The 25431-nt window shown below is 67.6% G+C and carries 22 protein-coding genes and 1 pseudogene; 10 read left to right on the top strand and 13 right to left on the bottom strand.

Translation table 11 applies throughout. The annotated features are described in order from the left end of the window. Positions 1–236 precede the first annotated feature (236 nt). Entirely contained in the window at positions 237–2228 is a 1992-nt protein-coding gene (locus tag ACMGFE_RS21220) for a methyl-accepting chemotaxis protein (protein ID WP_436927293.1), read from the bottom strand. A 315-nt stretch (positions 2229–2543) separates the two neighbouring features. Between ACMGFE_RS21220 and ACMGFE_RS21215 the strand changes: the two genes are divergently transcribed. The 4 genes from ACMGFE_RS21215 to ACMGFE_RS21200 all read left to right on the top strand — a co-directional run bounded on the left by ACMGFE_RS21215 (position 2544) and on the right by ACMGFE_RS21200 (position 10606). Continuing rightward, complete coding sequence (locus ACMGFE_RS21215; RefSeq protein ID WP_436927292.1) at positions 2544–4460, top strand: acetate--CoA ligase; 1917 nt, start codon at positions 2544–2546, stop codon at positions 4458–4460. Between the two features lie 313 nt (positions 4461–4773). Then, on the top strand, positions 4774–6936 hold the full coding sequence (locus ACMGFE_RS21210) for a bacterio-opsin activator domain-containing protein (RefSeq protein ID WP_436927291.1): 2163 nt from the start codon (positions 4774–4776) through the stop codon (positions 6934–6936). A gap of 197 nt (positions 6937–7133) precedes the next feature. After that, entirely contained in the window at positions 7134–9137 is a 2004-nt protein-coding gene (gene acs / locus ACMGFE_RS21205) for an acetate--CoA ligase (protein ID WP_436927290.1), read from the top strand. A gap of 128 nt (positions 9138–9265) precedes the next feature. Then, positions 9266–10606, top strand: a complete 1341-nt coding sequence (locus tag ACMGFE_RS21200; RefSeq protein WP_436927289.1) for a metallophosphoesterase — start codon at positions 9266–9268, stop codon at positions 10604–10606. A gap of 66 nt (positions 10607–10672) precedes the next feature. Here ACMGFE_RS21200 and ACMGFE_RS21195 read toward each other — a convergent pair whose 3' ends face one another. Beyond that, positions 10673–10867: a hypothetical protein gene (locus ACMGFE_RS21195; RefSeq protein WP_436927288.1), complete on the bottom strand. Its 195-nt coding sequence runs from the start codon at positions 10865–10867 to the stop codon at positions 10673–10675. A 300-nt stretch (positions 10868–11167) separates the two neighbouring features. Here ACMGFE_RS21195 and ACMGFE_RS21190 point away from each other — a divergent pair, with 300 nt between their 5' ends. After that, positions 11168–11542, top strand: a complete 375-nt coding sequence (locus tag ACMGFE_RS21190) for a CBS domain-containing protein (RefSeq protein WP_436927287.1) — start codon at positions 11168–11170, stop codon at positions 11540–11542. 159 nt (positions 11543–11701) lie between these two features. Here ACMGFE_RS21190 and ACMGFE_RS21185 read toward each other — a convergent pair. The 6 genes and pseudogenes from ACMGFE_RS21185 to ACMGFE_RS21160 all read right to left on the bottom strand — a co-directional run. Continuing rightward, positions 11702–11779 (bottom strand): annotated as a pseudogene (locus tag ACMGFE_RS21185) (NuoI/complex I 23 kDa subunit family protein); the annotation flags it as partial. Positions 11780–12065: 286 nt separating this feature from the next. After that, positions 12066–12527 (bottom strand): NuoI/complex I 23 kDa subunit family protein, encoded by a 462-nt coding sequence (locus ACMGFE_RS21180; protein ID WP_274324529.1) that lies wholly within the window; start codon positions 12525–12527, stop codon positions 12066–12068. Between the two features lie 34 nt (positions 12528–12561). Continuing rightward, positions 12562–13629, bottom strand: coding sequence for a complex I subunit 1/NuoH family protein (locus tag ACMGFE_RS21175; protein ID WP_436927286.1), 1068 nt, complete (start codon positions 13627–13629; stop codon positions 12562–12564). Beyond that, positions 13629–15320 carry an NADH-quinone oxidoreductase subunit D gene (locus ACMGFE_RS21170; RefSeq protein ID WP_436927285.1) on the bottom strand — a complete coding sequence of 564 codons (1692 nt, stop codon included), beginning with the start codon at positions 15318–15320 and terminating at the stop codon, positions 13629–13631. Before ACMGFE_RS21170 ends, ACMGFE_RS21175 begins: the two co-directional genes overlap by 1 nt. Next, positions 15317–16015 carry an NADH-quinone oxidoreductase subunit B gene (locus tag ACMGFE_RS21165; RefSeq protein ID WP_436927284.1) on the bottom strand — a complete coding sequence of 233 codons (699 nt, stop codon included), beginning with the start codon at positions 16013–16015 and terminating at the stop codon, positions 15317–15319. Before ACMGFE_RS21165 ends, ACMGFE_RS21170 begins: the two co-directional genes overlap by 4 nt. A 2-nt stretch (positions 16016–16017) precedes the next feature. Next, the gene (locus tag ACMGFE_RS21160; protein ID WP_415381118.1) at positions 16018–16425 is read right to left on the bottom strand and encodes an NADH-quinone oxidoreductase subunit A; all 408 of its coding nucleotides are present in this window, start codon (positions 16423–16425) and stop codon (positions 16018–16020) included. Between the two features lie 230 nt (positions 16426–16655). Between ACMGFE_RS21160 and ACMGFE_RS21155 the strand changes: the two genes are divergently transcribed. Continuing rightward, positions 16656–17453, top strand: a complete 798-nt coding sequence (locus ACMGFE_RS21155; protein WP_436927283.1) for a class I SAM-dependent methyltransferase — start codon at positions 16656–16658, stop codon at positions 17451–17453. Between the two features lie 254 nt (positions 17454–17707). Here the strand turns inward: ACMGFE_RS21155 and purE are convergent, their stop codons facing one another. Together purE and ACMGFE_RS21145 are read right to left on the bottom strand one after the other, a co-directional pair. Then, the gene (gene purE, locus ACMGFE_RS21150; protein ID WP_436927282.1) at positions 17708–18355 is read right to left on the bottom strand and encodes a 5-(carboxyamino)imidazole ribonucleotide mutase; all 648 of its coding nucleotides are present in this window, start codon (positions 18353–18355) and stop codon (positions 17708–17710) included. A gap of 87 nt (positions 18356–18442) precedes the next feature. Next, on the bottom strand, positions 18443–19633 hold the full coding sequence (locus tag ACMGFE_RS21145) for a 5-(carboxyamino)imidazole ribonucleotide synthase (RefSeq protein WP_436927281.1): 1191 nt from the start codon (positions 19631–19633) through the stop codon (positions 18443–18445). Positions 19634–19764: 131 nt separating this feature from the next. Between ACMGFE_RS21145 and ribH the strand changes: the two genes are divergently transcribed. The 4 genes from ribH to ACMGFE_RS21125 all read left to right on the top strand — a co-directional run bounded on the left by ribH (position 19765) and on the right by ACMGFE_RS21125 (position 23303). Continuing rightward, positions 19765–20175 carry a 6,7-dimethyl-8-ribityllumazine synthase gene (ribH, locus tag ACMGFE_RS21140; RefSeq protein ID WP_436927280.1) on the top strand — a complete coding sequence of 137 codons (411 nt, stop codon included), beginning with the start codon at positions 19765–19767 and terminating at the stop codon, positions 20173–20175. Between the two features lie 19 nt (positions 20176–20194). Next, a complete protein-coding gene (locus ACMGFE_RS21135; RefSeq protein ID WP_436927279.1) occupies positions 20195–21397 on the top strand; it encodes a pyridoxal phosphate-dependent aminotransferase in 1203 nt (400 codons plus the stop codon). 95 nt (positions 21398–21492) lie between these two features. Beyond that, a complete protein-coding gene (locus ACMGFE_RS21130) occupies positions 21493–22278 on the top strand; it encodes a nucleotidyltransferase domain-containing protein (RefSeq protein WP_436927278.1) in 786 nt (261 codons plus the stop codon). A 56-nt stretch (positions 22279–22334) separates the two neighbouring features. After that, positions 22335–23303, top strand: coding sequence for a hypothetical protein (locus tag ACMGFE_RS21125; RefSeq protein ID WP_436927277.1), 969 nt, complete (start codon positions 22335–22337; stop codon positions 23301–23303). A gap of 14 nt (positions 23304–23317) precedes the next feature. Here the strand turns inward: ACMGFE_RS21125 and ACMGFE_RS21120 are convergent, their stop codons facing one another. From ACMGFE_RS21120 to ACMGFE_RS21110, 3 genes are all read right to left on the bottom strand, one after another. Further along, positions 23318–24055, bottom strand: a complete 738-nt coding sequence (locus ACMGFE_RS21120) for a hypothetical protein (RefSeq protein ID WP_436927276.1) — start codon at positions 24053–24055, stop codon at positions 23318–23320. 134 nt (positions 24056–24189) lie between these two features. Beyond that, positions 24190–24666, bottom strand: a complete 477-nt coding sequence (locus tag ACMGFE_RS21115; RefSeq protein ID WP_436927275.1) for an FAD synthase family protein — start codon at positions 24664–24666, stop codon at positions 24190–24192. Next, positions 24663–25214 carry a JAB/MPN domain protein-containing protein gene (locus ACMGFE_RS21110; RefSeq protein ID WP_436927274.1) on the bottom strand — a complete coding sequence of 184 codons (552 nt, stop codon included), beginning with the start codon at positions 25212–25214 and terminating at the stop codon, positions 24663–24665. The genes ACMGFE_RS21115 and ACMGFE_RS21110 overlap by 4 nt, the downstream gene beginning before the upstream one ends. Positions 25215–25431 lie beyond the last annotated feature (217 nt).

Here is a 25431-nt window from a genome sequence, read left to right as displayed (position 1 = left end):
GTCAGAGAGGCCCCTACGCTTTCTCGCCACTCCGTCGTTCGCCGTTCACTGCTGCTTGTCTGCACAGCGTGCGCTGTTCACTACCTCCTGTCCGCACAGCGTGCGCTGTGCACTGCTTCCTGTCGTCACAGCGTGCGCGTAGACGGCAACAGTGCAGACAGAACTGCCATGGACGGGGCCGAAAATCGGGGTCCCCCGTCGGTCTCGCGTGACTGTAGAAGACGGGTAGGGTCGAGCTACTGCGCGGCCGCGTCGCCGTGGAGCTGTTCGACGCTGTCGACGAGTTCGGCGACCGACGCCGTCTGCGAGTCGGTCGTCTCGACGATCCGGCGGGCGGCTGCCTCGGCGTCTTCCGCGTGGCTGCGTGCGTCCTCGATGGTGGTCGTGACGCCCTCGATGGCGTCGGCCTGGCTGTCGTTGGCGTCGGCGACCTCCTCGATGCCGGAGGCGGTCTCCTCGACGGCCTCGGCGATGTCGTCGAGCGCGTCGAGCGCCTGGGCAATCTCCTCCTCGGCACGCTGGATCTGCCGGTTAGAGGCCTCGACCGTGTCGACGGTGTCGGTGGCCTGGTCCTGGATCTCGGTGACGGTGCGGGAGATGCGGTCGGCGTACTCGCTCGTCTCGTTGGCGAGGGTCTTGACCTCGTCGGCGACGACGGCGAATCCGCTGCCGCTCTCGCCCGCCCTCGCGGCCTCGATGTTGGCGTTGAGCGCGAGCATGTTCGTCTGCTCGGCCACGTCGGCGATGATCTCGATCACTTCGCTGACCTCGTCCATGCGGTCTTCGAGCCCGACGACGCTGTCGACGAGTTTCTCGCTGGTGTCGGTGAGTTCGTCGGTGACGGCCTGGGCCGCCTCGCCCGCGTCAGCGCCCTCGTCGACGGCCTCGTTGGCGCGGTCGGCCGCCGCGGAGACCTGGTTCGACGTGGCGGCGATCTCTTCCATCGTCGCGCTCACGTCCTGGATGTCCTCGGCGGCCCGCCCCAGGATCTGGTTTTGCTCGACGACCACGTCCTCGATCTGGGCCGCGGCGTCGGCGGACTCGTCGGTCGCCGACGCCAGGTCCGTCGCGTTCCCGTCGACCCGCGTGATGAGTCGTTCGAGCGTGCTCGCCATCTCGTTGAGTTCGCCGACCACGTTCAACAGCGACTCGTCGACGTATCCTTCCGTGTTGTCGAACGACGCCCGCGCGTCGAGGTCGCCCGACTGGATCGCGCGCATCGTGTCCTCCAGTTCGGTCACCAGACTGGCGGTGTGTTCGTGGCGGAGCACGTCTGCCGTCCGGTCCTGGACCATCTCGACGACGCCCAGCAGTTCGCCGTCGTCGTCGTAGATCGGCGCCGCCGAGAAGGAGATGTGGACGTCCTCGCCGTGCTGGTCCTGCATCACGCTCGTGTCCCGGTAGAGGGTGAACGAGGCGTCCTCGACGCGCGGCACGTCGTACTCCTCGTCGGTCCGCTCGGGCGCGTCGATCACCTTGTCGGCGAGGGTCTTCCCCCGGCGTCCGTCAGGGTAGAACGCCATGCTCGCCATCTCCATGGCCATCGCCTCGTCCTCGGAGACGCCGGTCAGCTGCTCGAGCTGTGCGTTCCACGTGAGGATCTCGCCCTCGGGATCGAGGACGAAAAGCGGCGTCCCGATGTGGTGGAGAACCTCGTGGTAGTCGAGTCCGCCGCGCTCCGACGACCGACCGACCGCGTCGGCACTGTCCTCGCTATCGACCGCCTCCGTTGCCTCATCCTCGGTCGATTCGTTCGGCACTCGCTCGTATGCCTCGGCGCCGGCCGTGAACACGCCGTTCGCCGTCCGCAACCCCTCCCGCAGGTCGGCCCTGGTCTCCGCGAGCGCGTCCTGTGCGTCGGCGTCGAGTTCCTCCTCCAGTCGGTCGAACGCGGCGTCGACCAGCGCGTCCGAAACGACTCGCTGAGAGGCGGCGAACGACGGTGCGCCGATGCCAGCGGTCCGGTATTCGGCGACCACGTCGGCGACGGCGTCGCCGTCGAGGCCGAACAGGTCGCGGACGTGGCGGCCCCCGACCGCGGCGGCCTCGGCGTCGCCGTACACGCCTTCGAGGGCGTCCAGATCCGGGTCGTACCGCTGCGCCAGCGACTCGCCATCGGTTCGTTCGAGCACCGCCCCACCGTCGGCTTCGGCCCGTGGCCCGTCACTCCCGCTCCCGATTCGCTCCCGGAGTTCCCGGAGCACCGTCTCGGGTCTGGTCCGTTTCATCCTATGGGTGCAAACATCGAATCCCCACATAAACCCACGGCCTAGATTATCGCGAAAGATAATTATATTCCGTCGAACGGAGCCCCCAGGGCCGTGATTTCGGCGCTTCCACTATCGTACGTGGGAACGTGACGTGGGACAGACCCACTAGCGTCCGGCGATTTGCCGTCGCCGCCGGTGAAATTCGGCGTTCCACAGCAGGAGAGCGCCGACGGACCGTTCTTCAGCCGCGGCCGTTCGCGGGGCGCTCGGGGCGGCAGTCGGGGCACGGTGCCCGCGGATCATTTATGTCGGTTCCACCGCGATAGCCTACAGATGGACGACGAGTACGGGGTCGAAACGAACCCGCGAGACGGGCAGACGGTCGATCCGTCGGCGGCGTTCGTCGACCAGGCGAACGTCACCGGGGCGGACGTCGCGGCGTTCGCGGAGGCGTGGCCCGACTGCTGGGAGCGGGCGGCCGAGATGATCGACTGGGCGGCGCCGTACGACCGCGTGTTCGACCGGGACGGGGCGAACGGTCGGTGGTTCCCGGGCGGCCGAGTGAACGCCTCGGTCAACTGCGTGGACCGCCACCTCGACGAGCGCAAGACCCAGGCGGCGATCAAGTGGATCGGCAAGCGGGGCGAGCGCCGGACGTACACGTATCTCGACCTCTACCGCGAGGTCAACGAGTTCGCGGCGGGGCTTCGCTCGCTGGGCATCGGCGAAGGCGACGTGGTCACCCTCTACATGCCGGCGATCCCGGAACTCCCGATCGCGATGCTCGCCTGTGCCCGCATCGGCGCGCCGCACAACGTCGTGTTCGCGGGCTTCTCGGCCGCGGCGCTCGCCGAGCGGATGGAGCGCGCCGACTCGGCGTACCTCGTGACCTGCGACGGCTACTACCGCCGCGGCAACGCCATCCACCAGAAGAACAAGGCCGACAACGCCTGTCTCTCGGTTCCCCACGAGGTGACGGACACCGTCGTCGTCGAGCGACTGGACGACGAGAGCGTCCGCCTCGGCGACGGCGACCACGCCTACGACGACCTGCTGGCCAGACACAGGGGCGAGGAGGTCGACCCCGTGTCGCGCGACGCCAACGATCCCCTCTTTCTCATCTACACGTCGGGGACGACCGGCGAACCGACCGAGGTCAGGCACACGACCGGCGGCTACCTCGCCCACGCGGCGTGGACCAGCCACGCGGTCCTCGACCTGAAGCCCGAGGACACCTACTGGTGTTCGGCAGACATCGGCTGGATCACCGGCCACACCTACCTGGTGTACGGCCCGCTCTCGCTGGGGACGACGACGCTCCTCTACGAGGGGACGCCCGACCACCCGGAGAAAGACCGGGTGTGGGAGCTCATCGAGCGCAACGCTGTCGACGTGTTCTACACCGCGCCGACGGCCATCCGCGCGTTCATGAAGTGGGGCACCGAGCACCCCGATTCGCACGACCTCTCCAGTCTCCGCCTCCTGGGGTCGGTCGGCGAACCGCTCAACCCCAGCGCCTGGTCGTGGTACTACGAGCACGTCGGGAACGGGGAGTGCCCGATCGTCGACACCTGGTGGCAGACGGAGACGGGCAGCATCCTGCTATCGACGCTGCCGGGCGTCGACGAGATGAAACCCGGGAGCGCCGGCCCCGCTCTGCCGGGCATCGACGTGACGGTCGTCGGCCCGGACGGCGAACCGACGACGGCCGAAGAGGGCGGGCGACTCGCTGTCACGAAGCCGTGGCCGGCGATGCCCCTCGATCTAGAGACCGAGGACGGCGACGACTGGCGCTACGTCACGGAGGACGTGGCTCGCATCGACGACGACGGGTACGTCACCGTGCTCGGCCGCCTGGACGACACGGTGACCGTCGGCAGCCACCGGCTGGGAACCATGGAGCTAGAGAGCGCCATCGCCGACGTCGAGGGCGTCGCCGAGGCCGCGATCGTCGACGTTCGCGGCAGCGACGCCGACAACGCCATCTACGCGTTCGTCAGCACCGACGAGCGCCACGAGAGCGAACAGCGCCTGCGCGACCGCATCACGGACAGCGTCGAGCGCGCCATCGGCCCGTTCGCCGTCCCCGAACGGTTCGTCTTCACGCCGGAACTCCCGAAGACCCGATCGGGGAAGCTGATGCGACGCCTCCTCAAGGACATCGCCGACGACGGCGAGTTCGGGGACACCAGCGCCCTCCGCAATCCCGAGATCGTCGGCGAGATCGAGTCCGCACTCGAACGGGAGTGACTGTCGGTCGACACCCCCTGTGCCGTCGTCAGGCCCACCGCGCCCCCGGGACCACCCTTCACCCCTCACTTTCGTAACTTCTCCCCAACCGAAACGGATTGGATCGCCTCGGCCGTTCTCGATCCGATGCGCTCGCCGAGGCCCGAAATCCGCGTGAGGAAGTGTCTCTACCGCAGTTGGCGCGCGCTCGCCCGTTCGTGTCAACGGTGGCTACTGTAATTTTTCCGGTCACTTCTGCCCGGCCGGTGGCGAACACGTGCCGGTCGCCGAACGATTTATTTCGGTGGCGGGGAATATACGAAACGATTCGGCGATGGAACGAACTGGGGTGGGTTCCAGGACGGACGAGCTGACCGCGGAGACGTACGACCAGCTGCGCCGGGCGGCGGAGACCTACAGGGAGGCGCTCGTCGTCCGACTCTGCGCCGAGGTGGGGCTTCGGCCACCGGAGATCGCCCGCATCCGTCCCGCGGACTTTCGAACACGGACGACGCGCAACGGGACCCACCACCTGCTCTCCGTCGACGGTGGCGACGGCGAGTCGGCCCGCGAGGCGTACGTGCCGGCGGCCGTCCGGTCGGCGGTCCGGCGCTACGTGAACGAGGAGGACGTCGACGCGGACGGACGGATCGTCGAGGTGACGCCCCGGCGGATCCAGATGATGATCTCGGAGGTCGCCGACCGCGCGGCGGCGACCACCGGGGACGACGACCTCCGGGACGTCTCCTCGCGAGACCTCTGTCGCTACTACGCGCGCCGGCTCGTCCACGGGGAGGGGGTCGACCCGCGGGTCGTCCTGGCTATCGGTCCCTGGGACGGGCTCGAGAGCCTCTCACAGCAACTCGACGCCGTGGACGTCGATGCGGTCGTCGATGCGCTCGAACGAACGACGGTCGCCGGCCCAAGCGGGGCCTGGGGTCCCCAGGAGGTGGGTCGCGCGCTCGACGACGCCGACCTCGCCGTGGTCGTCACCGACGGCGACGGCGTCGTCGAGTACGCAAACGAGCGGGTGGCGTCGCTGACCGGGTACCCGACCGACGACCTCCGAGGCGAACCGCTCGACGCGCTCTACGCCGGGCGCGACGCCGAGGTCCCCCCGGACGGGAGCGCGAGGGAGGGAAGACTCGACCGGCGCGACGGGGATCCCGTCCCGGTCGTCCAGGTCGCCGCGCCGCTGGGTGGCGGCCGGGAGGGGGCCGGTCGCGTCGCCGCGTTCGTCGAAACCGACGTCGACCTCGACGCCGACGGGCGCCCCGACGCGGACGCCGATACCGACCGACCGGCGGCCGCGGGGCGCGTGACGGGCGTGATCGAGGCGCTGGGGGAGGCCACCGAGGTGCTGGGAACGACGTCGAAGCGGACCGAAGTCGCCTCGCGGCTCTGCGACCGCCTGGCCGCGACCGACGGGTACTCCTTCGCGTGGGTCGGGACGACGACCGGCGACCGCGGCGTCGTCTCGACGGCCTGGGCCGGGATCGAGGAACCGACCGCGGAGGGGCTGGCAGAGACGACGACCGCCGACGAATCCCTGCGGGAGGCGGAGAGCGGCCGTTCGGAGGACGTCCGCGTGTTACCGGACGGCGAGCGCGAAGGGCACCTGCCGGTGCCGGCCGCAGAGAGCGACGACGAACTCTCGGCCGCATCGGTCGCCATCGTCCCGATAACCTACGGCGACACGACCCACGGCCTGCTCGCGCTCGGGACGTCCGACGACGACGCGTTCGGGAGCGACGAGCGTCGACTCCTCGCGACGCTCGGGTGGCAGGTCGGTCAGGCGATGACGGACATCAAGCGCCGGAACCTCCTCCTCGCCGACAGCGTCATCGAACTGCGGTTCCAGGTCGAGAGCGACCGGGCGTTCTTCGTCGCGGCCAGCGACAGTCTCGGGGCCTCGTTCGAACTCCAGGGGATCGTCCCCGGCGAGGGACAGTCGCTGCTGTACTTCGTGATCATGCGCGGAACCACGCCCGAGCGGGTCGTCGACTTCGCCGCCGACGTCGACAGCATCGAGAACGCCCGCCTGATCCGCGACTACGACGAGAGTTACCTCGTCGAGTTCGTCGTCGGCGGCGAGGAACCGGCGACGACGCTCACCGAACTCGGCGGCCACGTCACCGACTTCGCCGTCGACGACGGCGCCCAGCGCGTCACCGCGGAGTTCACCACGGAGACCGACGTCCGGGCCGTGTTCAACGGTTTCCAGTCGTCGTTCCGGGAGTCCGCCCTCCTCTCGAAACAGGAGGTCGAGCGGCCGGTCCAGACGACCGACGGTTTCCGCCAGTCGCTCGAGGACGACCTCACCTCGAAACAGCAGTCGGTCCTGCGCGCGGCGTACCTCGCCGGCTACTTCGAGTGGCCACGCGGCAGCACGGCCGAGGAACTCGCCGACTCCATCGGCGTCTCCTCGCCGACGCTCCACAACCACCTGCGGAAGGCACAGCAGAAAGTGCTGACCGCCTTTTTCGACGACGAGTGAGCGACGTCGGGCGCGGCGACCACGCCGCGTCGCGGCGGCCGGGAACCGTCCGTTCCCCTGAACAAATCCGCAACATCTCCGCGTCGAAATATAGTTAGACGGTTCGCTTAAGAGTCTCGTTGGTGATATTCAGTACGAACCATGTCACCGAGACACGACCGTCGCCTAGCGGGACCGACAGGGAGGGGTCGATAGCCATGTCAGATGACGAAGGGACGCCGCTGGAGTCGCGCCTGACCGAACAGGAGTACTTCCGGCCGCCGCCGGAGTTCGTCGGCCAGGCCAACGCGACGGATCGCGACATCTACGACCGCTTCGACGAGAACTACCCCGAGGCCTTCGAGGAGTACGCCGAACTCCTCGACTGGAACGAACACTGGGACGAGGTGCTCGACGACTCGAACCCGCCCTTTTACGAGTGGTTCACCGGCGGGGAGCTCAACGCCTCGTACAACTGCATCGACCGCCACCTCGACGAGCGCAAGAACCAGGCGGCGTTCATCTGGGAGGGCACCGACGCCGACGAGCGCGAGACGATCACCTACCAGGATCTGTACAACCGGGTCAACGAGACCGCCGCCTCGCTCCGGGACGTCGGCGTAGAGGAGGACGACGTCGTCACCTGTCACCTCCCGATGCTCCCGGCGCTCCCGATCACGATGCTCGCCTGCGCCCGCATCGGCGCGCCGCACTCCGAGGTGTTCGCCGGTTTCTCCGCGCAGGCGCTGGCCGACCGCATCGACGACGCCGATTCCGACGTCGTCGTCACCGTCGACGGCTACTACCGCCGCGGCGAGTTCCTCAACCACAAGGAGAAATGCGACGAGGCGCTCGAACTCGCGGAGTCGGACGTCGACACGGTCGTCCTGTGGACGCGCCACGACGACCTCCACCCAGACGTGGAGATCGGCAGCGACGACCCGTACGTGCTCGCCGACGAGTTACTCGCCGGCAACGAGCGCGCTCGCGTCGACCCGGTCTCGCGCGATGCGGAAGATCCGCTGTTCCTGATGTACACTTCCGGCACGACGGGCCAGCCCAAGGGGTGTCAGCACCGCACCGGCGGCTACCTCTCGTACGTCACCGCCACGTCGAAGTACGTACTGGACATCAAGCCCGAGGACACCTACTGGTGCGCCGCAGACATCGGGTGGATCACCGGCCACTCCTACATCGTCTACGGCCCGCTCTCACTGGGGACCACCTCGGTCATGTACGAGGACACGCCGGACCACCCCCACAAGGGTCGCATCTGGGAGATCGCCGAGCGCTACGACGTGGACATCTTCCACACCTCCCCGACGGCCGTCCGCATGTTCATGAAGTGGGGCGCGGAGCACGTCGAGGACTACGACTTCGACTTCCGTCACATGACCACGGTCGGCGAACCCATCCAGCCGGAGGCCTGGCTGTGGTACTACAAACACATCGGCGACGAAGACGCCGTCATCGTCGACACCTGGTGGCAGACCGAGACCGGCGGCCACCTCATCACGAACCTGCCCGCGCTGAAGGACATGAAGCCCGGCTCCGCCGGTCTGCCCGCGCCGGGCATCCAGCCCGCCCTGTACGACGACAGCGGCGAACCGATGGAGGCCGCCAGCGGCAAGGCCGGCAACCTCGTGATCGAGAAGCCCTGGCCCGGCATGCTCCAGACCGTCTACGGCGACGACGAGCGCTTCATCGACGAGTACTGGCAGGACTTCTCGGACACAGAAAGCTCCGCGAGCGAGGACTGGGTGTACAAGGCCGGCGACGGCGCGGTCCACGAGCGCGACGGCTACTTCCGCGTCCTCGGTCGCCTCGACGACGTGATGAACGTCGCCGGGCACCGCCTCGGGACCATGGAACTCGAGTCTGCCGTATCCGAGGTCGAGTACGTCGCGGAGGCCGCCGTCGCCGCCCGCGAACACGACGAGAAAGGCGAAGTGCCCGACGTGTACGTCGTCGTCCGCGAAGGCATCGACGCCAGCCAGGAGGAAGTCCGCGACCGCATCATGGAGGCCGTCGAGGACGAGATCGGCAAGTTCGCCCGCCCCGCCCGCGTCGTCTTCGTCGAGGACCTCCCGAAGACCCGGTCGGGCAAGATCATGCGCCGCCTGCTCGAGAACATCTCCAACGGCGACGAACTCGGCGACACCACCACCTTGCGTGACCCGAGCGTCCCCGAGGAGATCCGCGATCAGGTCCACGGCGACTGATCTGGCCCACGGCTACTGAGACCCCCTCCCCGTCCGCCGACAACCGGTCCCCGTCGGGGCGCAGCGCCTCGACGGGTCGCCCCGAACGGGGCAACGCCCTATTACGAGCGGGCCGAACCTCGCAAGCGATGCCCGACACCGACGAGGGAGTGTACTACGTCGTCAGCGACCTCCACATCGGCGGGGACGAGCAACTGGAACACGTCGAGTTCCTCGACGAACTGATCGAGTTCCTCCAGAGACTGGAGCGGTCCGAGGAGGCCGCCGAGCTGATAATCAACGGCGACGCGTTCGGGCTCTGGGAGTTCACCAGCATCGACGGACCGGCTAAGTTCGACGCCCTCCTCGAGCGGTATCCGGACCTGTTCGAACAGTTCCGCGCGACCGGCGCGACTATCCAGATCACGCTGCAACCCGGCAACCACGACCACGAACTGGCCGCCTACGACGAGTACGTCGAGCGATTCGCCGAGTACAACGTCGACGTGGTCCAGACGGAATCGATCAGCCGGCGTGTTGGCGACCGGGTGGTTCACTTCGAACACGGCCACCAGCGCGACCCGAACAACCGGATCGAAGACTGGGGGTACCCCCACGCGACGCCGCTGGGGTACTACTACAACACGCTCGTGACGAGTCGGGCTGGCCGGCTCTCCGACCGTGGACGCTTCAACTGGTTGCGGGACATCCAGGCCGTGACGCCCACTGAACGGACACCCAGTTGGCTCCTCTCGAAGTACTTCTACCGCGAGATGAACCCGCTGCTGCGCTACGCGCTGGTCCCGTTCCTGCTGTTATTCAACGTCAGCGTCGTCCTCGCCGTACTGTCGGGCCTCGACCTGGCAGGTGTCTGGTCGATGCCGGTCGAACGAGCAACGGCCTTCCTCGGCCAGTTCGGTACCGCGGGCACGGCGGTCTGGTTCCTGCTCGCGGTCAACGTGGTCGTCACCGGACTGCTGGTGCTCGTCGGGATCCCGCTGTATTTCATCCGCCGGGACGTCCGGAAGACGATCCAGCGCTTCGGCGTCTTCGAGACGGCGCTCACCGTCGACGCCGAGGCGCCCTACGAGTCGGCCGCCCGCGAGGTGTTCGCCGACCGCCCGGAGACGGCGGTCTTCTGCTACGGTCACACCCACCGGCCGGCGCTCCGCGAAGTCGACGGCGGACTGCTGGTGAACACCGGGACCTGGCTCAAACGCCTGCATCGCCGGGACGGGGTCATCGGCGTCTTGCCGCCGATCTTCTACCCGTCCTATCAGCTCACCGCGGTCCGCCTCGCCGCCGAACCGGAGGGCCTCGTTGTCGAGCACGAGGAGATTCAGAAGCCGAACCCCGGGTCGGAGGAGCTCACGCTCTCCGAGCGCTTTCTCACCCTGGGCCGGGAGCCGGACCCGCAGCTCCCGGATCCGGTCGTTCTCGAAGACGACGGGACGGTGTCGGCCGCTCGCGCGTCGGCCCCTGAAGAGTAGCCCGACGCCGCCTCTCCCGCGCGGCGTCGTGGTCGAAGTCGTCCCTGGACGGTGTCGACCTGTCCCTCAACCGAGGTAGGCGTTCTCCGCGTCGATGGTGTTCGGCAGTCGCTCGGTTCCGTCACCGAAGGTCGCCGCCGCGTTGTGAGCGTCGAACGGATCCATCGGGGCCGGCTCGTCGTCGGTCGCGGCGACTGCGTCGTCGGTTGTGGTTTCGGCGGACGGTGCGTGTCGGGTCTCTGGGGTTGCGTGTGTGCTCATCTGCGTTCTGACGTCGGGCGGTCTGCGAACTGGACGACGCTGTCGGGGGAGAAAATCAGCGTACTGCTACGACGGGTGACGTCGTCCGGAGCATCGGATGTCTACATCGGTGGACGGACCAGTATGTAATAAACGTTCATGTTCGATTCAGCAGTGGGTTCGACTGTCATGGCCCGGTCTGAGTGGGCGGTCGAACGGTCCCGCGAACTCGACGCGGCCCTCGGAGCGGCCGTCGTCCCGGTGCGGCGAACCACCGAACGGTGGGCAAACCCCATAACAGTCGCGGCCGTTCCCTGTGGTATGGGTGCAAATAACAGGCCGACTGTCGAGGACGTGATGTCCACCCCGCTGGAGACCATCTCGAAAGACGCCTCTGTGATGGAGGCCGCACAGCAGATGCGGGAGAAAGACATCAACGCGCTCGTCGTGTTGACCACGCCGCGGGCGATCATCAGCAGCACGGACGTACTCGACGCCGTCGCCGAGGGACGGGACGTTTCCGAACTCCAGGTCGACGAGGTGATGACGACCGACGTCGAGACCGCCACGCCCGACCTCTACATGGAAGAGGTCGCCGCGATGCTGGACACCTACGGCATCAAGCACCTCCCCGTCGTCGACGGCGACTACGTCGGGATGGTCTCCTCCACCGACGTCACTGCGCATCTCTCCTAGCCATCTTTTTCCGCCGGAGGTGTCCTCGGCGCGCTTCGCGCGCCTGCGGGCACCCCCGGCGAAAAAACATGGGTGAAAAAGGCCGAGCGCTCACTACGTTCGCGCTCGGTGAACCGGCTCGGCGCTTCGCGCCTCGCCGGATGCAAAAATGGAAGCCGCTTACTGGTAGTCGACTTCGCCGTCGCCTTCGCCGATCCACGCGCCGCGGTCCGGTTCGCGGGACTCCAGCGGGTCCACGGCCACCACCTTTTTCTCGTCGGGTTTCCTCGCGTCGCTACGCGACGCTGCGGGAACCACTCTTCGAAAAACGTGGGCGAAAAAGCCGGACGTCTCGCTCACTTCGTTCGCTCGCGTCCGGAGAACCGCGCTCGCTTCGTTCACGGCTCACTTCGTTCGCCGGAAGACTCACTGCGTTCGTCTTCCGAGCCCTGTCTCAATCCGTTCGACAGGACGCCGTTCGCACCGAGGTGCTCCCGTTGGTCGCACCTCGCACCGCTCGCGCGAACAGAAAACGAGAGTCAGTCTACTGGTAGTCGACTTCGCCGTCGCCTTCGCCGATCCACGCGCCGCGGTCCGGTTCGCGGGACTCCAGCGGGTCGATGTCCTTGTACCAGGGAACGTTCTTCAGCTGTTCCTTGTCGAGGACGAACTCGTCTTTCGTGTCGGCGGTCCACTCGAAGTTCTGGGTCAGCAGGATGGCGTCGACGGGGCAGACCTCCTCGCAGAGTCGGCAGTAGATGCACTGGCCGATGTGGAGGTTGTACTGCTCGCCGTTGCGCTGGTCGTCGGTGACGATCTGGATGGTGTTGTTCGGACAGACGTTCTCGCACTGCCGACACCAGATGCACCGCTCCTGGCTGAACTTGTGGACGCCGCGGAATCGCGGACTGACCTCCGGCGGCGTCTCGGGGTACTCGACGGTGAACGTCTCGCCGTCGAGCGCGTGTTTCATCGTCGTTGCCATGGACTTGAGGATGCCTATCATTGGGAGTCACCTCCGACCGTCGTGAGCGTCGCGATCATGCGTTGACCACCCCGACGATGATGGCGGTCAGGATCAGGTTCGCGAACGAGAGCACGAGCATGCCCTTCCAGCCGATCTGGATGAGCTGGTCGATGCGCACGCGGGGCACCGCCGACCGCGCCCACTGCGTGAACAGGTAGACCGAGATCATCTTGACGAAGAACCAGACGACGCCCGGCAGCACCGGACCCGAAGCGCCGCCCAGGAAGATCGTCGCGATGATTGCGCCGCCGAGGAAGATGTGGATGAACTCGCCGAGGTAGATGAGCACGAAGTACACCGAGGAGTACTCGGTCTGGTACCCGGCGACGATCTCCGTCGGCGCCTCGGGGATGTCGAACGGGTTGCGCCCGACCTCCGCGAGGTTCGCGATCAGGAACAGCGCGAACGCGAAGGGGTTGACGAACGCGAACCACGACGGGATCGCGATGCCACCCAGCGAGACCAGCGTCTGCTGTTGCACCTCGACGATAGTCGACAGGCGCAGCGACCCAGCGAAGAGCACGACCGACGCGCCCGTGATGACCAGCGGGATCTCGTAGGCGAGGTTCTGCGCGACCGCGCGCAGCCCGCCGAGGAACGAGAACTTGTTGTTCGACGCGTAGCCGGCCATCAGCAGGCCGAGCGACGCGATCGACGCGACCGCGAACAGGTACGCGAGCCCGATCTCGGGGTCGGCTAGCTGCAGGTCGTTCCCGAACGGGATGACCGCGAACCCGAGGAGCGCGGAACTCGCGATGATGAGCGGCGCGAGGTCCCACGCCGGGCGGTCGACGCCCTCGGGAACGATGAGCTCCTTCGAGAGCAGTCGAACCGCGTCGGCGGGGATGATCAACAGCCCGTACGGGCCGTGGCGGTTAACCGCGATGCGGTCCGTGAACGCCGCGGTGATCTTCCGCTTGCCCCAGATGCCGAGTACGGCCGTCATCGTCAGCAGGACCGTCGCGATGACGCCCGCCGCGATGACCGCGGTGACCGCGATGACCCACGGCTCGTTGATGTCGAGCCCGAGCAGGTCGGCGAGGATCTTCGGGAACGGCGTCTCCGACTGGAGCGGTAGCATCACCGATCCACCTCCCCGAGGACGATGTCGAGGCTACCGAGCGAGGCGATCATGTCGGGCACGAACTCGCCCTCGGACATGACCGGTAGCGTCTGCAGGTTCGAGAAGCACGGGCTCCGGATCTTGAATCGAGCCGGCTTGTCCGTGCCGTCCGAGCGGATGTAGATGCCGAGTTCGCCCTTGGCCGCCTCGACGGCGCGGTAGATCTCCGTGTCTGGGTCCGGGCGGAGCGTGCGGGGCACGTTCGCCTGGATGTCGCGCTCGTCTTCCGGCCAGTCTTCGAGCAGGTCGACGCACTGCTCGATGATGCGGGCGGACTGCTCGACCTCGCGCATCCGGACGAGGACGCGCGCGTAGTTGTCGCAGCCGTCCTCGGTGACGACGTCCCAGTCGAGCTGGTCGTAGTAGCCGTAGGGGTCGTCCCGGCGCAGGTCGTAGTCGATGCCGGACCCGCGGGCGACCGGCCCCGTCGCGCCGTACTGCTTGGCCTCTTCCGGCGGCAGGACGCCCGTGTCGACGCAGCGCATCTGGAAGATCTCGTTGGAGGTGACCAGGTCGTGGTACTCCGTGAGCTTGTGCGGCAGGTCGTCGAGGAAGTCCCGCGTCTTCTCGAAGAACTCCTCCCGGGGCTCGGGCAGGTCCCAGGCCACGCCGCCCAGGCGGAGGTAGTTGAACATGAGGCGCTGGCCGGTCAGGTCCTCCAGCAGGTCCTGGACGACCTCGCGGTCGCGGAACGCGTACTGGAAGACGGCGGTGAAGTCGCCGAAGACGTCCAGCGCGAACGTCCCGAGCGCGAGCATGTGCGCGGCGATGCGGGACATCTCCGCGGACATCGTCCGGATGACCTGCGCGTACTCGGGCACCTCGATGTCGGCAAGGTCCTCCGCCGTGCGCGCGTACGCCCACTCGTTGAGGATGCCGGCCGAGACGTAGTCCCACCGGTCGGGGTAGGGCATGATCTGGTGTCGGTAGGTGCCCTGCTGGCACATCTGCTCCTCGCAGCGGTGGAGGTAGCCGATGTCCGGTTCCACGTGGGCGATCTGCTCGCCGTCGAGGACCGTCTCGACGTGGAGCACGCCGTGGGTGGCCGGGTGGTGCGGGCCGATGTTGATGTACATCGTGTCCGCGTTGTCGCTCGCCGCGCGGTGGTCGTCGGCCAGCGGGTTCGCGTGCTCGCGGAGGGTGACGATCTGCGGTTCCTCGCCGCTGAAGTCCTGGGACAGGGGGTGGCCCTGCCAGGTCTCGGGCAGGAGGATGCGCCGCAGGTCGGGGTGACCTTCGTACTCGATCCCCACCAGGTCGTAGGCCTCCCGTTCGTGCCAGTCGGCCGTCCGGTAGACCGGCTCGGCGGACTGGCTGATCGGCTCGTCTTTGGTCGTGGGGACGACGACCGACACTTCCTGGGTCGGGTCGTCGTACTTCCGCAGGTGGTAGATAGACTCGTAGCGGTCGTCGTAGTCCTGTGCGGTCACGCACGCGCAGTGGTCGAAGCCGGCCTCGTCGCGCAGGGCGAACAGCGCCTCTTGCACCTCGTCGGGCCGGACGACGAACGCCTCCGCGTTGACGTGGCTCTCGCGGTCGATGACCGTGTCACCGAGCAGGTCCGCGAGCGCGTCGTAGTCGACGCCGTCCTCGGTGACGCCGACGTCCTGGGTGGCGAGCAGGTCGCCTTCCGGGTCCTCTAAACTCATGGCGAGTCACTCCAGTTGTACCGCATGACGAGGTCGTCCTCGTCGATCTGGTCGGCGAGTTTGTCCACGAGTTCGTCCTGTTCGAGGTCGCCGAACTGCTCCAGTTCGTACGGCTTGACCGTCACGGGGGCCGATTCGCCGTTGGCGATGCGCTCCTGGAGTTTGGCGACGCCGTAGATGAGCGCCTCGGGGCGGGGCGGACAGCCCGGGACGTGGATGTCGACCGGGATGACCTCCTCCGCGCCCTTGACGACGTTGTAGCCCTCCTGGAACGGGCCGCCGGAGATGGTGCACGAGCCCATCGAGACGACGAACTTGGGCTCGGGCATCTGGTCGTAGACGCGCTTCATGCGCGGGGCGAACTTGGAGACGATAGTCCCCGGGACGATGATCACGTCGGCCTGGCGCGGCGAGGCGCGCGGGACGCCCGCGCCGAAGCGGTCCAGGTCGTGTTTGATCGCGTAGGTGTGGATCATCTCGATGCTGCAGCAGGCGATCCCGAACTGCAGCATGAACATCGACGACCCCCGCACCCAGTTCATGAACTTGTCGAACTTCGTGAGGATGAACGGCGAGGAACCGAACGCCTCCCGCAGCGTCGAGTTGAAGCGGCTGTCGACGCCCTCGCCCAGCCGCGCGTCCTGGGTCGATTCGATGTCTGTTCCCTGCTCGTGCGTGCGTGTGTTGTTGCTCATGATTACTGTTCGACCCGCTGTGCTTGAGCCCGCGGGCTGCGGACCCACTTGACCGCGCCGTTACGCCACGCCCAGCCGAGGCCGATGACGAGGACACCGATGAACACGAGCATCGGGACCAGCGCCTCCGCGAGCCCGACGTTCGCGACCGCGTCCTGGTAGATGACCGTCCACGGGAAGATCAGGACGGTCTCGATGTCGAAAACGACGAACAGCAGCGCGACCATGTAGTACTGAATGTTGAACTTGATGCGCGTGTCGCCAGTCGGGACCTCGCCGCTCTCGTAGACGGCGCGTTTCCCCTGTTCGGGCACGCTCGGTCGCAACAGCGCTGACACCGCCATCATACTGAGCGGAATGACCAGCGCCACCAGCGCGAGCGCCCCGATGGCTATCCATGGGTTACTCATGACTCTCTATCGTTCGACGGTTTGGGGTGGGGCCATATAAGGGTTGATTGTTGTCCTCGGCGCCTCTCGGCCTGCGATTTCCGGCCGACGGGTAATCCGGGTCTACCCGAACCCGTTCGACCCCGAGTGTCGCCGCCTGACGGCCGCCTCGGCGAACGCACGGCCCGTGCGCCAGATCCACCGATACGTTCTTTGTCCCGGCGCCGGTTCGGTCGTAGTCGAGCACGGTCATGCCCTCCGACAGCCCGTTCGCAAGCGCGGAATCGTACTACGCGGAGCACCGACCCCGGTACGGCGACCGACCGATACTCCATCTCGTCGACCGATTCGACCTCGGTGAACGGTCCCGGGCGCTCGATCTCGGTTGCGGCGCCGGACAGATCGCAGTCCCGCTGGCCGCGCACGTGGGGGAAGTGGTCGGCATGGACCCCAACGAGCGGATGATCGACGAGGCGCGCGAGCAGGCCCGCACCGCCGGTGCGTCGAACGTCGAGTGGCTGGTCGGCTCCGACGCCGACCTCCGCGGAGCGGTCGGCGAGGAGCTAGCCCCGCTGTCGGTGACGACGATGGGTCGGTCCTTCCACTGGATGGACCGGGGACCGACGCTCGACCGGATCCACGACCTGACCGAGCCCGGCGGCGGCGTCGCGGTCTTCGGCGACACGGAGTGGCTCACGAGCGGGCGTCGCGCGTGGCAGGACGAGGTGTACGACCTCGCCACCGAGTACCTCGACGACCTGCCCGAGCGGACCGGTCCGCGGACCGAACCCTACGAGAACCCGTACGACGAGATGCTGGCCGACCACGGGTTCGAGGACGTCGAAGTCGCCACGTTCGAGGAGACGAGAGAGTGGACCGTCGACGGCGTCGTCGGCTACGTCTTCTCCCTCTCGTTTTGCTCGCCGGCGACCTTCGGCGAGCAAGCCGACGCCTTCGAGACGGACTTGCGAGAGCGACTCGAAGAACTGGGTTGCCACTTCGAACAGGACGACGAGGTGCGCGTGATTTCGGGGCGAAAGTCGAGGTGAGCGACGCGGCTGCGGACGAACGCGTCTACTCGTCCCAGTATTCGTCTCTGAATCCCGGCGTCCACGAGCCACCTTTTTCGCCGGTGGGTTTCCTCGGTCGCGTCGCTCACGGCGCTCCGCGCCGTTCGCATCGAGGTGCTCCCTCCGGTCGCACCTCGCCCGCTCCCTGCGGGAACCCACCGGCGAAAAATCTGGACCAAAAAGCGCGAGGCGCGCAGCGCCTCGCGTGAACCGGCGCCTTCGGCGCCGGATGCTTACTCCCAGTACTCGTCCTTGAACCCGGGCGTCCCGAGTTCGTGCAGGTCCCGGGAGACATCGCCGACTTCCTCCTGCAATTCGCGGTGGTACTCGACGAGGCGCTCGCGGATCTCGGAGTGCTGACGCGAGAGGATCTGCGCTGCCGTCAGGGCGGCGTTGAACGACTTGCCCGCGTCGACGGCCGTGATGGGCGCGCCCTGTGGCATTCCGATGACCGAGTCGATGGACTTCTCCTGGACGGGGACGCCGATGACCGGGAGCGGGTAGGCGATGGAGGCGGTCATGTTCGGCAGGTCCGCGGACTTGCCGCCCGCGCCGGCGATGATCACGTCGATCCCCCGGGCTTCGGCCGTCTCGGCGTAGGCGTACATGAGATCCGGCGTCCGGTGGGCCGAGACCACGAACGTCTCGAAGGTGAACCGGCTCTCCGGGGCGTCCTCGTAGTCGGTCTGCTCCTCGAAGCCGAGTTCGTCCGCGAGCGCCGCGTACGCACCCGGTCGTTTGCCCTTGCCGCCGGCCATCGTCGGCAAGTCCGAGTCCGACCCCATGACGATGCCCACGTCGGGCGTCTCCTCGTTCGGCAGGTCCATCTCGGCCTCCTCGTGCAACTGGTCGATTATCGACTGGACGGAATCGGCGGTCATGCGCGAGTGTGCGCACGGGGTGACCGTAAGCGTGTGCGGTTCGGGCTACGGTGTGCGGTGCGAGCTACCGCGTGCGAATCGGGCCGGCTACCGGAAGGACAGCCCGTCTCGCAGTTCCCGCACGTCCGCGAGGATCCTGTCGGTCCGCTCGTCGGGTTTCCCGACCAGCGTGAGGTGGCCCATCTTCCGTAGTCGGTAGACCTCGTGCTTGCCGTACCAGTGGAGGTGCGCGCGCGGCCACTCGAAGACCGCGTCCTCGCCGGAGAGCGTCGCATCCTGGCGCTCTTCGACGTCGCCCAGGATGTTCGCGGACACCGTCGGCGCGCGCCGACTCGTGTCTCCCAGCGCGCGGCCGGTCACGGCGCGGACGTGCTGTTCGAACTGGGAGGTGTGACACCCCTCGATGGTCCAGTGGCCGGAGTTGTGCGGCCGCGGCGCGATCTCGTTGAGCAGGATCTCGTCGTCCGGTCCCTGGAAGAGTTCGATCCCGTAGACGCCTCGGCCCTCCATCACGTCGAGCACGTCGAGGGCGACCTCGCGTGCGCGCTCGCGAACTGACTCGTCGGCCTCGGCTGGCGAGCGGGTCTCGCGGAGGATCTCTTCCTCGTGGATCGTCTCCGTGACCGGGAACGTGTCCCGCTCGCCGTCGCCGAGACACCCCATCACGGCCAGTTCGCGCTCGAAGTCGACCATCTCCTCCACCATGGCGACGCCCGAGCGGTCGTCCTGGCTGCCGCCCTGTGCGGCGTCGACGATCTCCGCGAAGGCCGACTCCACGTCCTCGGGCGACTCGACGGGGACGTTCCCACGGCCGTCGTACCCGCCCTTGCGCGCTTTGAGCATCGCGGGGTAGCCCAGGTCCCCGAGCGCCTCGCGCAGTTCGTCGGCGGAGTTCACCTCGCGGAACTCGGGGACGGGGACGCCGGCCTCGGCGAGGCGGCGCTTCTGGACGAGTTTGTCCTCGATGATCCGCAGCGTCTCGGGGTCGGGGTGGACCGGCGTGCCCGTCTCCTCGGCGACCGCTTCGAGCAGGTCGGGGTCGGCGAGTTCGATCTCGAAGGTGAGGAAGTCGGCGCGTTCGGCGAGTTCGCGGATCGTCTCGGGGTCGTCGAAGTCGCCGACGACCTGGTCGCGGGCGACGGGCGCTGCGGGTGCGTCTGGAGTCGGATCGCTGACGACGACTTCGACGCCGAGCGGCGAGGCGGCCTCGGCGAGCATCCGGCCGAGCTGGCCGCCGCCGACGACGCCGAGGGTCGGTGCGGGCGAGGAGAGTGTCATTGCCGCCGGGTTACCCACGGGGCGGAATAAGCGTGTCTGTCTCCGGTGGCGCGGACGTCGAGCGCCGGGAAACGGTCGGTCGGCGGGACGCGAACGGTAGTTCTTTTACCCGCGCTGGCTTGGCCGCAGATATGGCACAGCTCGGTCTGGTGGTCGCCCAGTTCGACAAGGAGGGGTCGGTCATCGACGGCATGGAAGCGGCGGCCCGCGAGGCCGTACGCGAGCGCGACGCCGAGATCGTCGCGACCGTCGAGGTACCCGGCTCCTACGACACGCCGCTGGCCGCCGACCGGTTGGCCCGGCGCGAGGACGTCGACGCCGTCGCCGTCCTCGGCGCCATCGTCGAGGGCGACACCGACCACGACGAGGTCATCGCCGACGCCGCCGCGCAGGGACTGACCGACGTCAGTCTCGACCGGGACACGCCCGTGACGTTCGGCGTCATCGGCCCCGGGATGAGCGCGGCCGAGGCGAAGGCGCGCACCGACTACGGCGCGACCGCCGTCGAGAGCGCCGTCGACCTCGTCGAAGAACTCCCCTGACCGCACACAACACACAACCATGGACTTCGCAGCACGCGTCGACAGGATCGAACCGAGCGCCACCGTCGCGATTAGCAACAAGGCCTCCGAACTGGAGGCAGAGGGCGTCGACGTCGTCGACCTCTCCGTCGGCGACATCGTCGACTTCGACACCCCCGAGAACGTCAAACAGGCCGCCAAAGACGCCCTGGACGCCGGCCACACCGGCTACACACCCTCGAACGGCATCCCCGAGCTCAAGTCCGCGATCGTCGACAAACTCCACGGCGACGGCCTCTCACAGTACGGCACCGAGAACGTCGTCGTCACGCCCGGCGGCAAGCAGGGCCTGTTCGAGGTCTTCCAGACGCTCATCGACGACGGCGACGAGGTCGTCCTCCTGGACCCGGCGTGGGTCTCCTACGAGGCGATGGTGAAGCTCTCGGACGGGTCCCTGAAGCGCGTCGACACCGCGCAGTACGACTTCGCGCTCGAACCCGCCCTGGACGACCTCGCCGAGGCCGTCTCCGACGACACGGAGATCCTCGTCGTCAACTCGCCGGGCAATCCCCACGGCGCCGTCTACTCCGACGAGGCCCTCGAAGGCGTCCGTGACATCGCCGTCGAGCACGACGTGACCGTGATCTCCGACGAGATCTACAAGGAGATCACCTACGACGGCGTCGAGCCGACGAGCATCGGCACCCTCGACGGGATGGAGGACCGCACCATCACCCTCAACGGCTTCTCGAAGGCCTACGCGATGACCGGCTGGCGGCTGGGCTACTACGCCGCCCCCGAGGATCTGGTCGACCAGTCCGGCAAGATCCACGGCCACTCGGTCACCTGCGCCGTCAACTTCGTCCAGCACGCCGGCATCGAGGCCCTCGAAAACACCGACGAGGCCGTCGAGGAGATGCGGTCGGCATTCGAGGACCGCCGCGACATGCTCGTCGACCTCTTCGCCGAGCACGACAAGGAGGTCCCGACCCCGGAGGGCGCCTTCTACCTGATGCTTCCCGTCGCCGACGACGACAGCGAGGCGCGGAGCGCCTCGGACCAGTCGAGCGGCGATCAGCCGCGAGACGTGGCCTGGGCCGAGGAAGCCATCGAGACGGCCCACGTCGCGACCGTGCCGGGCAGCGCGTTCGGCACTCCCGGCTGGGTCCGCCTCGCCTACGCCAACAGCGAAGACCGCCTCCGCGAAGGCGTCGAGCGCCTCGCCGAACACGACCTGCTCTGACTGCGGTCTCGATTCTCACACCTCGATTGTCGTCCGTAACCGGAACGCCGCGCCCCCATCCGAGCGTATTTCCGACAGCCGCGGCCACACAGTCCATGCGCGACCACCACGAAGAAGCGCTCGCCGCCGCGGTCGCCGACGCGCGGGAGGACGACGGGTTCCTCGCGTGCATCCTCGCCGGCTCGGTCGCCCGCGGGTGGGAACTACCGGACTCGGACGTGGACGTGATCCTCGTCGCGACGGGCGAGGAATACGAGCGCCGCCGAGCCGAGTGGGACCTGCAGTACTACCGCGAGGACGTGACCGACCGCGCCGACGTGTACGTCGACGGCAAGGTCGTGAACGTCGACTTCCTCCGCGAGGTCGCCGAGAACGGGAGCGAACCCGCACGTGCGGCGTTCGTCGACACAGACGTGCGCTACACCGAGGACCCCGAACTCTCCGAACTCGTCGACGAGATCCCGACCTATCCCGAGGCGCACCGGGTCGACCGCATCGAGACGTTCTACAGCCAGATGGAAGCCTATCGCTGGTTCGTCGACGAGGCCGACAAGCGCGAAGACCCGTATCTCCGCCACCACGCCGCGACGCAACTGGCGCTGTTCGGCGGGCGTCTCCTGCTGGCGTACAACCGGACGCTGTTCCCCTTCCACAAGTGGTTCGCACGAACGCTCCGCGAGACGCCGGAGAAACCCGACGGGACGATGGAGCGCTTCGAGGCGCTGCTGGACGAGCGGACGCCCGAAGCCGCCGAAGCCTACGCGACGGTTATCCGTGAGTTCCGCGACTGGGAGACGCCGGAAGCCGGCTGGCCGGTACGGTTCCTGCTCGACCGGGAGTGGCAGTGGCGCGACGGGCGGCCCGCGCTCGAAGAGCTGTGACGTGACTTCGAAAGAACACTTACCGTGCAGCCGTGCGAAGAACCGACGGAGTCGCCATGGAAGACGCGGAACTCACCGGCTGGTTGCTGGCGGGCGACCCGGCGATCCGCTGGCAGGTGAAACGTGATCTGCTGGACGAGCCGGTGGCGGAGGTCGAGGCCGAACGCGAACGGGTGGCCCGATCGGGCTGGGGCCAGCGACTGCTCGACGAACAGGACCCCGACGGCCGCTGGGCGGGAAGTGACGGGGAAGGCGAGTACTACGGCCTCTACACGCCCAAGTGGACCTCGACGACGTACACGCTACTGCTCCTGCGACGCACGGGACTTCCCGCCCAGCACCCCGCCGTCTCGCGAGGCTGTCGGGCCCTGGTGGAGGGGTGTCGGTGGCCGGGCGACGGACACGTCTACCCGTGGCTGAGCGAGACCGCGGACGCGTGCGTCGACGCGATGATCCTCGGACTGCTCGAGTGGGCGGACTACGACGCGCCGGAGGAGCGGTCCGAGCTCCTGACCTCCCTCCTCGACGAACAGCGGGCCGACGGCGGCTGGAACTGCGACGCCGAGTCGTCGGTGGGCTCCGTCCACACCACGATCTCGACGCTCGAAGCGCTGCACTGTCGCCGGGAAAACCTGTCGAGCGGGGGCGCCGGGGAGCTAGCGACCGTCGAGGACGCGATGGCGAGCGGCCGGGAGTACCTGCTCGAACGCTCGCTGTTCCGGTCGCGGCGCACCGGCGACGTGATCAGGCCCGAGTTCACCCGCTTCTCGTTCCCGCCCCGCTGGTTCTACGACGTGCTCCGGGCGCTCGACCACCTGCAGGCGTCGTCCGCGCCGACCGACCCGCGAGCCGGGGACGCTGTCGACCTCCTCCGGGAGAAGCGTCGCGCCGACGGCACGTGGCCGCTCCAGAACCGTCACCCCGGACGCGTGTACTTCGAGATGGAGACGGTCGGCGAACCGAGCCGATGGAACACGCTCCGCGCACTCCGGGTGTTGCGCTGGTGGGAGTCGTCCCCGGACTGATCGCCGGAGTCCCGTCAGACGAGTCCGATCGCGCCGTGTCGCTTGTACGCGAAGTAGCCGAAGTAGAAGACGCCCGGGACCACGAGGAGCGTCGAGAACAGGGCGATGAGGAAGTGGTTCACCGGGTTGGGGCGCCAGTCGCTGTTGAGGCGGACGTAGATCGAGTCCTTGTAGATTCCGATGGTGTACAGCGGGAACGCGATCAGCGCGAGGCCCATGAGGAGCGGGTTGACCACGGAACCCACGATGCTGACGAGCCCGATGCCGACGCCGACCAGGGCGACGTGCCACCAGGTCTCCGATCCCACCCAGTCGATGACGTACTCGTGGCGCTTGTAGAGGTAGTGCAACACGGCGAGACCGCTGACGAAGAAGCCGAGGATCAGGTACAGGACGGGCTCCGGTTCCCAGTCGAGGTCCTGATCCGCGACTTTCTTGGCGTCGAGAAAGAGGAGCAGGGGGATTCCGAGTATCGACAGCAAGCCCAGGAAGATCGCGAGCAGCCACACGATCGCGACCCCGCCCAACAGCGCCGTAAATCCGGCGCCGGGATCCGATCCCGTCGCACCCGCAGCACCGGCCCCAGTACCGGCTCCCGCAGCGGCCTCCGTCGCGCCGGAGCCCAGACTCAGCAGGCCCACGACGAGGATCCCTAGACCCATCAGCACCGAGAGGATCATCGGCACCAGCATGAACAGTTCCAATCCCCGATACGACCACGACGGCACGTCTTCCACCGTGACCCGTTCCATACCCTCCCGAGGCGTACCGACGTGATTTAAAGATTGGTGATTTGACAGCAGGATTCGAGCCAGAACGCCGCGGTGAGGTCGGCTGGAGCGCGGATTCACGAGCAGGCTGGCGACTACCAGCGTGCCCGATTCGACTACGACCGCTCGTCGAGGATCCGGTCGACGATCCGCCCGGAGGAGAAGAGGCCGCCGTCGTAGTCGGGTTCGTAGGCGGTAGCCCGGCGGACCTCGCAGTCGAGTCCGCGCTCGTCGAGCGCCTCTCGGATGGCGTCGGCGTCGTGGTGCTGGTCGTAGCCCAGGGCGATGACGGCCGGGTCGAGGTCCTCGATGGGGACGAAGATGTCCTCCGGGTGGCCGAGACGCGCCTCGTCGACCGGGTCGAGACCGGCGACCATCTCGCGGCGCTGCGGGCCGGGAATCACCGGCGGCGCCTTGTGCGTGACGTTCTCCGAGCGGGCGACGATGACGACGAGTCGGTCGCCCATCGCCTTCGCGTCGCGCAGGTAGTGGAGGTGACCGGGGTGGAGGATGTCGAAGGTGCCCTGGGCGACGACGACCTCCGCGCTCTCCGTTCGGTCGCTGCCGGGGTCGGCGCCTCGCCCTTCCGTCATCGCTGGCCCCACTCCTCGTCGTCGGGTTCGGACCGGAAGTCGGTCGGGTCCGCGCCGTAGCCGGTCTCTTCCGCGAGTTCGGCGTCGATGTCTTCCTGCGTGAAGTCGAAGAACTCGTCTTCGGGCAGTTCGATATCGAGCACCGGCAGGTCGACGGGGTTGCCCTCGCGGTCGAACGCCTGCCAGTCGGTCTTGCCGTACGGCGCCCCGATGATGATGTGGACCTTCCCCTTGCCGAAGGTCTGGAGGTCCTCGTCGCTGGGGCGGAGGACGCCGTTGGGGTGGGAGTGGATCGACCCGGCGGCCCGCGAGTCGTTGGGGATCATGCTGGTCTTCACGGTGGCGCTGACCGGGTTCGATTCGGTGCCGGGGATGACGAGCACGTCCGTGAGGACGGTCCCCTCGTAGTCGAGGTCGAACTTGCGTGCGTCCTCGCCGCGCAGAAAGCCCATGTACTCGTCCGGGTGGGCGTCCTCCGAGGCTTCCAGCGCGAACTCCAGCGCCGCCTCGGCGATGCCGACCACCTCGCCCGAGCGGAACAGTCCCATGTCCCCTTCTCCGGTAGCCCGCGTAACAAGGCTTTCCAAACCATCTTTTTCGCGAGTGGGTTTCCTCGGGGCGCTTCGCGCGCCTGCGGGAACCCACCCGCCAAAAACATGGGTGAAAAAGGCCGAACTCGCGCCTGCGGCGCGAGTTCGGTGTCCGCGGGAGTGAGCACCGCGAACGACCGCGGGCTCGTCAGAGCAAAGCTCTGACGGCGAACCG

The organism is Halosimplex amylolyticum (assembly GCF_051414035.1).
Taxonomy (GTDB): Archaea; Halobacteriota; Halobacteria; order Halobacteriales; family Haloarculaceae; genus Halosimplex; species Halosimplex amylolyticum.
Note: the sequence above shows the minus strand (reverse complement) of the source record. Positions and strands in the feature narration are given on the sequence as shown.